Source organism: Cohnella phaseoli (genome assembly GCF_003386235.1).
GTDB lineage: Bacteria > Bacillota > Bacilli > Paenibacillales > Paenibacillaceae > Cohnella > Cohnella phaseoli.
Map to the genome: position 1 here is coordinate 1 of NZ_QRDZ01000034.1, position 14,056 is coordinate 14,056.

Consider the following 14,056-nt stretch of genomic DNA (forward strand, 5'->3'; position numbering starts at 1 on the left):
AGGTTATGAATCTCCAGACCGATTCGAGGAAATGTACTACAAAAATAGAAATGAAATTGCGCTTAAAGAGTGTCCACTTTCTTGACAGAGGTCCACCCAGACCGTTAGAGGCAGCTAGCCGCTCGATTTTGCTTGCGCAACGGTCTCCCAGACCGTTAGAGGCAGCTAGCCGCTCGATTTTGCTCTTGCAACGGTCTCCCAGACCGTTAAAGGCAGCTAGCCGCTCAATTTTGCTAGTGTAACGGTCTCCCAGACCGTTAGAGGCAGTGAGCCGCTCAATTTTGCTCGTGTAACGGTCTCCCAGACCGTTAGAGGCAGTGAGCCGCTCGGTTTTGCTCGTTTAACGGTCTCCCAGACCGTTAAAGGCAACCAGCCGCTCGATTTTGCTTGTGCAACGGTCTCCCAGACCGTTAGAAGCAGGTCAGTCGTAGGAAAATAGAGCGTAAGTATCTCCTTCTAGCCATCGGCTGGAGATACTTACGCTTCGACATTTGTCTCAAGGTTGTCGTCTAAGCGTGCCAGATACGAGGCATCGGCATCGGCTCCTTGCCGAGCTCGGCCCAGATGTATTTGAGGAGCAACTCCATTTTCAGCGCCAGGTGCGCGGGATCGTCCCACAGGTTGCGAAGCTCGTCGGGGTCCTCCAACAGATCGAACAATTCGCCGTAGGTTTGATTGTAGTAGACCGTAATTTTGTAGCGTTGGTCTACGTACGTTTTCTGATGGATCGTTGTCGCCTCGTGGCGGAACTCGCAGATTGCATGATCCCGGGCCGATCCGCAGACGCCCTTCCATACGCCGCTCTGATCAACGCCGGTCATGGCGTGCGGAACGGGCAGCCCGCATAGCGACAGCAGCGTAGGGGCGAGGTCGACCAGCGACTGAATGGCATCGGACGTCGCGCCCGCGGGAACCTGCCCCGGATAGCGAACGATAAACGGCAGCCGGATCAAATCCTCGTAGTGGAAGCCGCCTTTGGCTTGCAGGCCATGCTGACCGAAAAAATGCCCATGGTCGGTCGTGAACACGACAATCGTATTTTCTGCCAGCCCGAGCGCGTCCAGTTTGTCCAAGATTTTACCGATATCGCGATCCATCATGCTGATCATGCCGTAATAGGTGGATACGATTTTTTTACGATCATCGTTCGTCAGCTTGAACTTGTCCCCGTACTCGTAGTACAGATGGGAGCGGTAGCCGTGGATGCCGTACCCGCTTTCGAGCAGGTCGGAGAAGTCCGGATTATCCTCCTGCGTCTTGCCGAAATGCGGCGGGTTGGCGTCATGCTCCCCGGGCGTAAGTCCGGGAATCGTCAACGACTCGGGATCGTACATCGTATCCCAAGGCTCGGGAACGAGATATTCGGGATGCGGATCGAAAAAGCTGGCCCACAGGAAAAACGGGGAGTCTTCGTCCCGATACTGCTCCAGGAGGTTGTTCGTGCGCTCCGCGATCCACGTATTATAATGATACTGTTCGGGTATCGGCCATTTGTAGGTGACGGAGCGGTCCATCGTTCCTGTCGGGGGAAGGAAATAATCGCGCCAGTTGGCGCAGCCCTTCTCCTCCATCCATAGCGCGTAATGCTGTCCGACATGGGCTTCGTTCGTATGGTTGCGCGCAAGCTCGACATGGTCGAAGCCGTAGAAGGGCCCCTCGAAGCCGTCCCAGAATTCCAAGTCCTGAAGCACCGGATAGGCTTCAAGCGACGGATATTCCTCGGTTGAGCGCAGCGGCTGGAAGTGGGCTTTGCCGATCAGCGCCGTCCGGTAGCCGGCCTCGCTGAAATCTTCTCCGACGCAGCGGCGGTCCTCCAGCAGCTTAGTGCCCAGCGTCCATGCGCCGTGCTGGCTCGGATATTGCCCCGTTATAATAGATGCGCGGCTGGGCGTGCATGTCGGATTCGGACAATACGCCCGATTGAAAACGGTTCCTTCCCGAACGAGGCGATCCAGATTCGGAGTGCGGATCTCGTCGTTAAAGGCGCCGATCGTATTCCAATGCTGCTGATCGCTCGTGATTAACAAAATGTTTGGCTTTTTACTCATTGCGGCAACGCCTCCTCTCCCCTACATTGTAGGGAATAGCGGGCATTCGGAGAATGGCGGTATGTCCGATTCGTTTATCATTTTGTCAGGGGGAGCCCTCATGAAGGACTACGGCAACGAAATCGCGGAGTTTCTCTACTACGCTCCCGGCACCGCAGACAAGCGCTGCGCCCTGTGGCCCGTTCGCGCGGGAACAACGGCCACCAAGCCCGGCTATAGCGCCGGTCCGAAAAAAATCGAAAGCTACAGCCTGCATTTCGTCAGCAGAGGACAGGTTCATCTGGAGTACGAGGGAGGAAGCGTCGTGCTGAATGCCGGGAACGCGTTCTGCCTTTATCCGATGCGAACCTATACGTACCGCTTTGTCCCAAGCCCGGAAAATCTGGAAATGTCCTGGCTTGTGCTGGACGGCCCGGGCGCAGAGGGAATGCTGGATATGATCGGCTTTAAGCCGGAGACGCCGTTCGTTGAGGGCCGCCCAGGGGCGAGGGCGCAAGGGACGCTGAAGCGAATATTGAGCTTGCTGCGCAATCCGTCCCCAGGGGATCTGTCCGCGGTTCTCCGCTTGCAGAGCCTGTTGTATCGGCTATTCGCGAAGCTGGCGGAAGGACGGTCGGAGCCAGCCGACTCTGAAGAAGCCCAGCAAGGCTGGCTCAAGCGCAGTCTGGAATATATCGAGCTTCATGCGGCCGAAGGAATTTCCGTCACTCAGGCGGCGGAAGCGGCCGGAGTGAGCCGTACGCATTTCTCATCGGCGTTCTCGGAGCATACCGGCATGTCGCCTGCACTGTACATCGCTCAGGTACGGCTGGACAAAGCAAAGCGTATGCTCGCGGACACGGCGGCATCGGTGACGGAGATCGCCTATTCGCTCGGCTACTCGTCCGTGTATGCTTTTACGCGTGCATTTAAGCACCGTTACGCCTTGACGCCTACCGACTACCGCGCGGCTGCACGGGGACTCGTCGTCGAGCCGTCGCCGCGAACCGAGCCTTAAGGGGAAATGCGCAGATGTGGAAACGATTGTTCAACAAGAAAAGCAGCGTACAGCGCAAAATACTGACTTCCTTTGTATTGCTGATCGTTCTTCCTCTTGGACTGTTCAGCTACGTCTCCCTAACGATCTCCAAGAATACGTTAAAGGAGAAGGAGATTACCTCCAACCTGGAGATGCTGAACCAGATTGCCGACAAGCTGAACATTATGGCTTCCGACTTGACCGCAATTTCCAACCTTTATTTTGCCAACAGCGGGCTATACGAGCTGCTGAAGCCGCCTCAAGGCTTGGGGATATACGAGGAAATCGCCAAACGCGATTTTCTGGCCAAGACGATGATCAATTACAAATATGCTTATACTTGGATGGATTACAATACGACGCTGTTCGGAGAGAACGGCTTCGAGCTGCACACCCTTTACGAAGGTCGGAAAATTGGTATCGGCTCGGTTAAGGACGAGTCGTGGTACGAGGATGTGCTGCGGGCGGACGGAAGCATCGTCTGGATCTCCGATCCGTCGGAGAAGCTGATTCCGACCGTCGACGATAACCATTTTGTCTCGGCGGTTCGCCTGCTGAAAGATTTCGAGACCGGGGCGAGGCTCGGGGTTTTCCTGATCAGCGTCGGCGAAGGTTTCCTCTATCAGCAGTACCGCAGCGCCTTCGAGGATTACGAGAACGCGTTGCTGATCGACGACCGGGGCATCGTCATCTCCGCCTTCGACAAGCAATTGATCGGCAGCTCGCTCGGAAGCTTCGGCGAAGGGATGGACGAGCTGGAGGGGGAGAGCGGTCATTTCGTTGCAAAGCTGAACGGCCGCAACCTGCTGATCACTTACGATACGGTGGCTAAGACGGGCTGGCGGATCGTCGCATATACGCCGCTTACGGAGCTGTACGCCGACATCGGCAAGCTGGAGCGTCTGACCGTGCTGTTGTTTTTGGCCGTGCTGGCCGTCTCTTTCCTGGTCTCCTACTATATCGCACGCCGCCTGTCCATACCGATTCAGCGTTTGTTCATCAGTATGAAGAAGGTCGAGATGGGCAACCTGCAGGAGCGCTCGGCGGTGTCCGGCAGCGACGAGATCGGCGAGCTGGCCCGTAAATTCAACAGTATGGTAGGGAGAATCGAGGATTTGCACGACCGCGTACTGGCCGAGCAGGAGATGAAACGGCGTACGGAAATCCGCGCGCTTCAGTCGCAGATCAATACGCATTTTCTGTACAACACGCTTGCCTCGATCCGCTCAATGCTGCCGACCGAACCTCCGGAAAAGGTGGATTCGATCATTGTGGCGCTCGTTCGGCTGCTTAAGCGAACGTTAACGGAGGAAGGCGAGTTTATCCCGATCTCCGAAGAGCTGGAGAACCTGCGCAATTACGTGCGAATCCAAGAGGCGAGGCAGGGCGAGCATCTGCGGGTGGAATTCGCAGCGGACGAGGGAATGATGCACCTCAAGACGTTAAAGCTGCTGCTGCAGCCGATCGTGGAGAATGCGATCTTCCACGGCATCGAGCCGAAGGCTTCGCCGGGAACGGTGCTTGTGCAGGGCGGTCTAAGCGACGGCAAGGTTTGGTTTCGAATCCGCGACGACGGAGTCGGTTATTCCGAGCTTCCTCGGCCCGAAGTCGATACGGACATTACGGCGCTGGCGATTGAGCAGGGCTCGGGTATGGGCTTACGGAACATCCGCGACCGCCTGAGACTGCACTACGGCGCAAGCGCGGATCTGATCGTCATTGCCCGAGCGGAGGGCGGAACGGACGTGCTGCTATCTTTGCCCGCGATACGGGGACCGGAGGAATTAACGGCATGAATATTTTAATCGTGGATGACGAGGCGCAAATTCGGCGCTGGTTCGAGACGCTGCTGCAGCGGACCGGCCTGGACATCAACGTGGCGGGCGCTTGCGGCAACGGCAAGGAGGCGTTGGAGTTCTGTCGGGAACATCCCGTGGACTTGGTCATTACCGACATTAAAATGCCGGTGATGGACGGTCTGCAGCTGATTCGTCAACTGGTCGAACGCCAGCCGGGAGTCCGCTCGCTCATTCTTAGTTCTTACGACGAATTCAAATACGCTTCCGAAGCGTTGAAGCTGGGAGCGTCCGAATACATTCTGAAGGCTGAGGTGACGGTGGACGGTCTGCGCGAGGTCATCGGCAAGCTTCAAGCGCAGATGGCGGTCGAGCGTCGGCGCGAGGACGAGGTTCATTCGCTGAAGAGCAGGCTGAACGAGAATCGCTATGCGCTGCGGGCGATCTATTTCAAGGAGTTGCTGAAGGGTCAGCCCGCTGCGATGCGCGAGTTTCGCGACAAAATGATCTGGCTGGACGTTCCCTTGTCCGACAAGCATCCGATGCTGATGACCGTTAGTTTGGACGATTATCCGAGCTGCCTGAGCGAGGCAAAAATTCGCACGCCCGAGCTGCTTGAGTCGGCGATACTGAATATTCTGGACGAGACGGTCCGCGGGGAGACGGGGGGTGGCTGCAGCTTCCTGTACGAGGAAAATCTGTTTGTCGTCGCGTGCAACGCGGACGGCTTCGGCGGCAAATCGATCCGCGACAAGTCGCTGCGCTGCGCGCACCGGCTGTCCAACAATCTGCGGGAATTTCTGCGCGTACCGGCGTCGGTCGGCATTAGCGAGCCGTATCCCGATTTGTCCGCGCTGGGTCGGCAGCTTGGCGAGGGCATGGAAGCGCTGCGACGCCAGCGCTTCTACGGCAAACGGAATATCGTCTGGTTTCCCGATACGAAGCTGACCGGCTTCGGCGAGCCTTCCCAGACGGCCTATGCGATCGTCAGCGACATCGCCTATTATGTCGAGACGGGAAGCTATGACGAGGCGCTGCGAGCGCTGCATGCGTGTATGGACAACGACTTGCGCGCAGGAGAGCTGTCGGAGAGCGGGTTCAAAGCCTTCGGGCTGGAGCTGCTCTATACGGTGCTGCAGAAGGTTCGGAAGCTCGATCCGCAATCCGAGACGCTCGCGCGTTACCAGTCGTTCTCTCCGGCGGAGGAGTTGAATCGGCTTCGCACGTTCGAGGAGGTCAAAGCTTGGCTGGCCGGCCAAGTCGCCGAGCTGCTCCGGGAGGCAAAGCGGCTGCGTCCGCCTTACAGCGAGCCGATTCGGCAGGCGTTCCGCTATCTGGCCGCCAGCTATGCCGAGGACATCTCTCTGCAACAGGTGGCGGATCATGTTCATTTGAACAAGACGTATTTAAGCGAGCTGTTCAAGAAGGAGACCGGCATCAGCTTTAACGATTATTTGACCGACGTTCGCATCGGTAAAGCGAAGGAGCTGATCCGCGCTGGGGAAGCGAGGATGGGGGCTCTCGCGGAGCTGGTCGGCTATCCGAATGCGAGCTATTTTACGAAGGTGTTCAAGAAGGCAACCGGGATGACTCCGCTGGAGTATAAAATGAGCGCGAACAAATAGGAGGCGCCGACGGTTTCGCGAGTTTGCGAGCCGACGGGGTCTCTTTCCGTAATTCAGAAAGTATAAAATTCGCTATATTTATCTGAATCATCGCCGACAAAAACTCGATTTTGCGTCTAGAGGACGCCAAAGGCGCTTTTGCTTGTCAGTGACGAAAATAGGACTAAATCACCCGAACATATGGCAAAACGCCAAAAGCGGATGCTTATATACTCATATCAAGGCAGTCGCAGCTGTCAATGATCATTATCACTGAAAAGGGTGGTCGCTGTATGAAACCGTGGAAAAAGCTCGCGCAAGGGATGTTGACGGTCGGACTGGTGTCGATGCTGGCTGCGTGCGGATCGAACGAGAAGCCGGAAGCCGGCTCAAGCTCGTCTTCCTCCGCTTCGGAAGCGCCGAAAGGCGAAGTGACGGAAATTACGTTCGCGAACTGGATTTCGGTCGAGGATGGAACGAAGGAAGCTTATAAACAATTGATTGCCGATTTTGAGTCCAAGCATCCGAACATCAAGGTCAAATCGCTTGGCATTCCGTTCCAGCAGTTCAAGGACCAGGTGCTGGTCAACTCGGCCGGAGGCAACGCCCCCGACGTGTCGATGGCCAATCAGAATTTCACCGCCGCTTTCGTCGGAGCGAAGGTGGCGTCGCCGATCGAGGAGCTGGTGGGCGCGGACCTCGTGAACGACATCGTGGAAGGCAGCCGCTCCGGAGTGACATACGACGGACAGGTGATGGCGATGCCCTGGGCGCCGCATCCGAGCGCTCTGTTCTGGAACAAAACCCTGTTCGCCAAAGCGGGCCTCGACCCCAAGAAGCCGCCGGCGGCTTGGGACGAAATGATCGCAGCCGCCAAAGCCGTCGCTGCTCTCGGCAAGGACGAGAACGGCAATCCGATCTACGGCATCGGGGAGACGGCCGCCACGGACTCCTATACGGGCAACATGCTATTGCGGACATCGTTGTCGTATGGCGGCAAGTTCATCGACGAGCAGGGCAAGATCGTCTGGGACGAAGGGACTGCATTGACGGATACGCTCGGCTATATGAAGGAAATGATTGGCGGCGGCATTTCGCCCAAAGGCTCGGATATGAAGTCGCTGCGCGGCATGTTCGCCAACGGCACAATGGGCCTGCTGATCGACGGGGATTTCGGTCGGACGAACTTCCGCAATATGAGCGGCAAAGGCGAGGCCTTCGACAAGGAATGGGGAGTCGTCATCGTTCCTCCGGGCAAGACGGGCAGAAGCGAGACGGTATTCACCGAGCATCAGCTCATTATTCCGGCAGGCGGCAAGCATAAGGAAGCGGCCGCGGAATTCGTGAAGTATCTCGTATCCAAGGACGCGATGCTGATCTACCATCAACTGAACGGCATCATGTCCTCGCTGACATCGGTAGCCTCGCTGCCGGAGATGAACGAGGACGACTATGCCAGCGTGTTCAACGAGCAGATGAAGACGGCTTCGCCGCTTCCGGCCTCCAATCCGAAGTTCGATAACGCGATGAAGCAGTCGTCCGACATGATCGTGCTTGTGACCGATTCAAACAAAAGTACGGAAGAAGCGATCACGCTCGTCATGCCGAAGATCAAAGCCTTGTACGACCAATAGGCGGAAGTGTCTCATAAGCAGGTCAAGTTGCTTGGAAAGATAATCGATAATATCAGGTGTATATACCTCCCTCCGCTGCTATACGCTCCTGAAATCTGAATAGATAAACCCGTGACAAGGTGATTTCAGGAGCGTATGAGGCAGTCTCCGGGAGGTATATACACCCTCTTTTTTATCGATCATCTAGAGCAACTTTGCTTATGAGACAGCCTCTCCATTCGACGACAACATGAAAAATGAGGTGAAGCCGATGTTCTTCCGACTAAGCCGGACGCAGAGAAATATCGCGTTCGCAACCGTGCTGCTGCTGCCCGTATTCGTCATTATGATGCTGACGATTATCGCTCCGCTGGTGAGCGCCATTGCGTTAAGCTTTTCCGACTATTCCCTGATGGACCCGGATCGTTCCTGGAACCAATTTCGCAACTATACCGAATTGCTCGGCTCGTCCGAGTTCTACCATTCGTTCGGAATTACGCTGACTTACGTCGCGGCCGCGGTCACGATCGATCTGCTGCTCGGTCTGCTTACGGCGGTGCTGCTCAACCGCAACATCCGGATGCGGAGCTTCCTGCGCAGCCTGTTCATGATCCCTTGGGCCATTCCTACGATCGTAACCGCGCTGATCTTCCTGTGGATCTACCAGCCGGATTACGGCGTGTTGAACTATATGATGACTCGCTCCGGATTGATGAGCGAGAACGTAAGCTGGCTTCAGAGCATGGACTGGGCGCTGGCGGCCATCACGGTCGTGGCCGTGTTCCGGCAGACGCCGCTGGTCAGCGTTATGCTGCTCGCCGGACTGCAGAACATCCCGGCCAGCCTGTACGAGGCAGCCAGAATCGACGGGGCCAGCGGCTGGAAAATGTTCCTGCACGTGACGCTTCCGCTGCTAAAGCCCGTCATTACAAGCGTTACGCTGATTATGATCGTCAACAATTTTCAGATGTTCACCTTGTTCTTTACCTTAACGAACGGAGGACCGGCCGGTTCGACGACCTCGCTCGCCATTCTCACCTACGAGACGGCATTCTCCAGATATGAGCTCGGCAAAGGCTCGGCCATCGGCGTGATCTGGCTCATTCTGCTGTTCGTCTTCTCGGTGTTGTTCACCCGTTACATGAATCGAAACTCGGAGCATTAGGAGAAGAGCCTATGGATAGAGTCAAATATTTGCTGTTCCGCAAGGAAGGCCTGACGTATGTCGCGCTGCTCGTCATTATGGTCGGATTTCTGTTCCCCGTCTATTGGATGTTCGTCACGTCGCTGCAAAGCAACAGCGAGCTGATGAAGTTGCCGCCGAAGTGGATTCCGTTTAATATCGATTTAAGCAGCTATGTCGATATATTGAAATCTTCCGTATTTCTGACCTTCTATAAAAATACGTTCCTGGTTGCGGCCGGAGCGACGGTTATGTGTATCATCGTATCGATCTTCGCGGGGTACGCGCTGTCCAGATTCCGCTTTAAGGGGAGCAATCTCATTGCGCTGCTATTGCTGTCGGCGCAGATGTTTCCGACCGTTACGCTCGTTATCGGCCTGTATTCCCAGTATCAGAAAATGAACCTGCTGAACACGCTGTTCGTGCTCGTGCTGGCGGCGGCTTCGACGGCGCTGCCGTTCAGCGTCATGCTGATGCGGACTTTCTTCAACAGCATCTCGCGCGAGTTGGAGGAGGCGGCGGAGATCGACGGAGCCTCCCGGTTCCGCGTGCTGTTCACCGTTATCGTACCGCTCTCCAAGCCGGGCATTATGGCGATCGCCATCTATACTTTTCTGATCGCGTGGGACGACTTCCTGTTCGGCTTGACGCTGGTAAGCGATCTCGACAAGAGAACGTTAAGCCCGGGCCTGTCGCTTACGTTCCTTGGGGAGTATTCGTACAACTGGTCCGGCGCGACGGCCGCGGCCGTGACGGCGACGCTGCCGTTGCTGATCGCGTTTCTGTTTTTGCAGCGCTACATGGTCGAAGGGCTTACCGCCGGCGGAGTCAAAGAGTAGAGAGGATGATAGGGGATGTCCAAGCAACCGAATGTCATTGTGTTTTTCACGGATCAACAGCGGTGGGATACGTCGGGATTGCACGGCAATCCGATGGGGCTGATGCCGAATTTCGACCGGGAGGCGCTGCTTGGCACGCATCTGACGCATTCCTTCACGTGCCAGCCGGTATGCGGGCCCGCGAGATCCTGTCTTCAAACCGGGCTATATGCGACAGAGACGGGATGTTACGCCAACGGCATTCATCTTCCCGAGGATATGCCGACACTGGCTCATTCGTTCGGAGCGGCCGGGTACGATACGGGCTATATCGGCAAATGGCATCTAGCGCCGGAGGAGCCGGTAAGCGAGAAGTATCGCGGGGGTTACGAGTATTGGCTGGCCTCCAACGTGCTGGAGTTTTCCTCCGACGCCTACAATACGGTCATGTACAACAACGACAACGAGCCGGTGAAGCTGCCGGGCTATCGGGTGGACGCGATTACCGATGCCGCGATTCGCTATATCGACGATCATAAGGACAATCCGTTTTATCTGTTTCTCTCTTATTTGGAGCCCCACCATCAGAACCATCTCGACGACTATCCGGCCCCGGACGGGTATCGGGAGCGATATACGGGAGGTTGGCTGCCGCCCGACCTGGCGGCGCTCGGGGGCACCGCACACCAGCATCTACCGGGCTACTATGGCATGGTCAAACGGTTGGACGAGGCGTTCGGCCGCCTGATGGACGCGCTCAAATCATTGGACATGCGCGACAATACGATCGTGCTGTTCACTTCGGATCACGGCTGCCACTTCAAGACGCGCAACGGCGAATACAAGCGTTCCCTGCACGACGCCTCGATCCGGGTTCCGACACTGATTACCGGGCCGGGCTTTACCGGAGGACGTCAAGTTCGCGAACTGGTCAGCCTGGTCGACTTGCCTCCGACGCTGCTTGACGGGGCGGGCATTCCCGTTCCGGAGCCTATGCAGGGCCGGTCGATCAAGCCGCTTGTTGCGGGCGATGCCGCGTCATGGCCGGAGGAGGTGTTCGTTCAGATCAGCGAGACCGAGGTCGGTCGCGCCGTGCGGACGCAGCGCTGGAAATACGGCGTCACGGCGCCGGACAAGGACGGCTTCGCCGACGGCGGGTCGGATCGCTATGCGGAGACGTCGCTGTACGACCTTCAGGCCGATCCGTACGAGCTAACCAATCTGATCGGCCTCGATTCCCACGCCGAGGTGGCCGAGGCGATGCGGGGCCGATTGCTCCGCAGAATGACCGAAGCGGGAGAGAGCGCTCCCGTTATCGTCCCGGCGGAGGCTCGCCCCGGAGGCCAGCGCAGGGCGACTCGCGAGGAGACGCTGCAATAAAGAGCAAGAGGACCGTCCCGGAGCTTAGAGGGACGGTCCTCTTGCTGTTCCCGGAAGGCTCAACCGCCGGTACGGCTTCCTGAACGTCGGAAAGTTCCGCAATGAGGACCGGAGTTCCGGTATCAATACTTGTAACTTTAATGGGGACAATCTATACTTTTTCGGAGATAACCGAGCTTGGCATCCGATATCCGAGGAGTGGCAGCAATGAAGCGGTTAATTCCGAAGCAGAAATACGTGCGGATTTTCCTGGTGCTTTGCATTCTCTTTTCCGTTGTTTCTATTCCTTTTGTTTATTTGATTTCCCGGCAATTTTCCGCGTATGCGATGAAGCAAATCGATAAAGCCAGTCAGACCGAGGTCGTTCACTCGCAAGAGAACGCCAAGTTTCTGTTCAAGAAAATGATCGCATACGGCCTGAATATGTACCAGAATAAAAGCATTAATCTGTGGCTGACGGACATGACCGAGAATTCCGCGCACCAGGTCGATGCGATCGAATCGGCAACGAACTATATGTCCACGGAACCGTTCATCGCCAATGTTTATTTATTTAATATGCGCACCGAAAATGCGATCAATTTAAAATACGGGATATCCTCGTTCAAGCGGTTCTCCGATCAAGAGATGCTGGCGATCATTCAGCAGCCGAGAAAATCCTATCTGAATTTTATTGTGCACGAAACGATGGGCCGGAAGATGCTGGCGCTGATCATTCCGACCGTGCCGTCCGGACAGCGATCGTTCGGGTATTTGGTTATGCTGATGGATAACAAGCTGCTGGAGCAATATTTGCTCAAGGACGACCAGCAGTTGGGAACGAAATCGTTCGTTCTGGACGGCGACGGGCAAACCGTACTCGGAGCGAACGGTTCCGAGGATTTGTACGCCGAGTTGGCCCAAAAATCCCAACAATTCACGGCCGGCAGCTTTAAGCACACCTACAAGGGCGAGCTGCTGTCCGTTCAATACGCCCATATCGAGCCGCAAGGCTGGACGCTGTTCAATACGGCGAAGTATAAGCAAATCCTTGCCGATTTCAATTCATTTCGGAACAGGATGCTTCTGATCGCGGCTTTATTCGCCGTCCTCTTGCTGGGGATTCTGTTCTGGAACTCGAGACGTACTTATCGTCCATATGCCCAACTAGCCGATCAGTTGGAGATGAAATTCGGCTTAAAGCTCAAGAGCGAGACCAATGACGGTCCGCGGGAAGAATACAAGGTCATTCGGTATGGCATCGAGCTGCTGACGAATCAAGTGGACCAACTGGACATCTCTATGCGGGAGCACAAGAGCTTGATCAAGACGGAGTATCTTAGACAATGGATCGTCCAAGGCAAGCTGATCGCGCCGGTCGAGCGCTATCTTCACGAAGAGACGGCGTTGTTCAGAGGAGAGAAGCTGCATCTCAGCGTTCTGCGAATTAATGAATACAGCATATTTCAGGAGCGCTACAATTTCGCCTCCCGCAAGCTGATGAAATACGCAATCGGCAACATTGCCGAGGAAATCCTTAATCGGCACTGGCAGGCGGAATCGGTAGATATGGGCGGCGATCATCTTGCGCTGCTGATATCCGGGTCCGACATTTCGATGAAGGAGCTTGACGAGGTCATGCAGGAGGTCGGGAAACAGATCGACAAGTGGACAAGGGTTCGCGTAACGGTTGCTTTAAGCGGGGCCAATTCGTTCGGCGACGATCTGCGCGGCATCTACGACTATGTTCACGAACTGACGATGCTTAAATTCATATCCGGAGAAGATAAGGTCTATCTCGAGCAGGATTTTGAAGCTTATATGCAGCGCGTTCAGCCGCTGCCGGACGATAACATGTTGGAGGAGCTGATCAAGCGAATCCGGATGGGCAAAGCGGACGAGGTGACCAAAAGCCTGGATCAAATCTTCGGACATCTGCAAACGATGCATTATGCCGAAAGCAAGTTTCAGTTGTCATTGATTTTGTATACGCTGTTCAAAACGTTTAATAAGCTGCCATCGGTCGAATCGGTAGAAGGGATCGAGAATATTCTGGAGAGATTCGATACGTTAAGCGGAATCAGGGGCTGGCTTGGACAGGGCTTAAAGGAAATGATGGACGACTTGAGCAATAAGAAGGGTTCAAGCCGCCGCGATGAGATTGTGACGGAAATTGTAGACTATGTGAAGACGCATCTGCATGAGCCGATGCTGACGATCGAAGAGATATCGGAGCACGTATCGCTGTCGACGCGCTATATTAGGCAGCTGTTCAAGGAAGTATTCGAGACCACCCTGTCGGATTATATTATGGAACAACGGATTAGCCGAGTGAAAGGACTGCTGGAGACGACCGATTGGACTGTAACCGATATCGGCGAGCGATCGGGTTTCCAGACGAAGAGCAACTTCTTTACCGCCTTTAAGAAAGCAACCGGGATGACCCCAAGTCAGTATCGCGAAAGACAGTAGTCCAAATCAACGCACCACCCTCAAAAGCGTGTCCGGCCTAGAGCCAGAGCGCTTTTTTGGTTTGCCGTTCAAGGCCGATTTCCGTTCTGACAACCTCGCTTCCGAAATCAGAACCCGTATTTTCGCCGATTTCAGCACCGAATTC

General features: G+C 55.5%; 9 protein-coding genes. 8 read left to right on the forward strand and 1 reads right to left on the reverse strand.

Annotated features, from left to right (window positions below; translation table 11 throughout):
* Positions 1 to 509 precede the first annotated feature (509 nt).
* On the reverse strand, positions 510 to 2,048 hold the full coding sequence (locus tag DFP98_RS31050; RefSeq protein WP_116064529.1) for a sulfatase family protein: 1,539 nt from the start codon (positions 2,046 to 2,048) through the stop codon (positions 510 to 512).
* 100 nt (positions 2,049 to 2,148) lie between these two features.
* Between DFP98_RS31050 and DFP98_RS31055 the strand changes: the two genes are divergently transcribed.
* The 8 genes from DFP98_RS31055 (at position 2,149) to DFP98_RS31090 (ending at position 13,911) form a co-directional block, all read left to right on the forward strand.
* A complete protein-coding gene (locus tag DFP98_RS31055; protein WP_181918046.1) occupies positions 2,149 to 3,045 on the forward strand; it encodes an AraC family transcriptional regulator in 897 nt (298 codons plus the stop codon).
* Between the two features lie 14 nt (positions 3,046 to 3,059).
* Positions 3,060 to 4,862: a cache domain-containing sensor histidine kinase gene (locus DFP98_RS31060; RefSeq protein WP_116064531.1), complete on the forward strand. Its 1,803-nt coding sequence runs from the start codon at positions 3,060 to 3,062 to the stop codon at positions 4,860 to 4,862.
* Complete coding sequence (locus tag DFP98_RS31065) at positions 4,859 to 6,487, forward strand: response regulator transcription factor (protein WP_116064532.1); 1,629 nt, start codon at positions 4,859 to 4,861, stop codon at positions 6,485 to 6,487. The genes DFP98_RS31060 and DFP98_RS31065 overlap by 4 nt, the downstream gene beginning before the upstream one ends.
* Before the next feature lie 272 nt (positions 6,488 to 6,759).
* The gene (locus tag DFP98_RS31070) at positions 6,760 to 8,100 is read left to right on the forward strand and encodes an ABC transporter substrate-binding protein (RefSeq protein WP_181918047.1); all 1,341 of its coding nucleotides are present in this window, start codon (positions 6,760 to 6,762) and stop codon (positions 8,098 to 8,100) included.
* A 250-nt stretch (positions 8,101 to 8,350) separates the two neighbouring features.
* A complete protein-coding gene (locus DFP98_RS31075) occupies positions 8,351 to 9,244 on the forward strand; it encodes a carbohydrate ABC transporter permease (protein ID WP_220377194.1) in 894 nt (297 codons plus the stop codon).
* Between the two features lie 11 nt (positions 9,245 to 9,255).
* Complete coding sequence (locus DFP98_RS31080; RefSeq protein ID WP_220377195.1) at positions 9,256 to 10,101, forward strand: carbohydrate ABC transporter permease; 846 nt, start codon at positions 9,256 to 9,258, stop codon at positions 10,099 to 10,101.
* Positions 10,102 to 10,116: 15 nt separating this feature from the next.
* Entirely contained in the window at positions 10,117 to 11,460 is a 1,344-nt protein-coding gene (locus tag DFP98_RS31085; protein ID WP_116064535.1) for a sulfatase family protein, read from the forward strand.
* A 207-nt stretch (positions 11,461 to 11,667) separates the two neighbouring features.
* Positions 11,668 to 13,911, forward strand: coding sequence for an AraC family transcriptional regulator (locus tag DFP98_RS31090; protein ID WP_116064536.1), 2,244 nt, complete (start codon positions 11,668 to 11,670; stop codon positions 13,909 to 13,911).
* Positions 13,912 to 14,056: the final 145 nt, after the last annotated feature.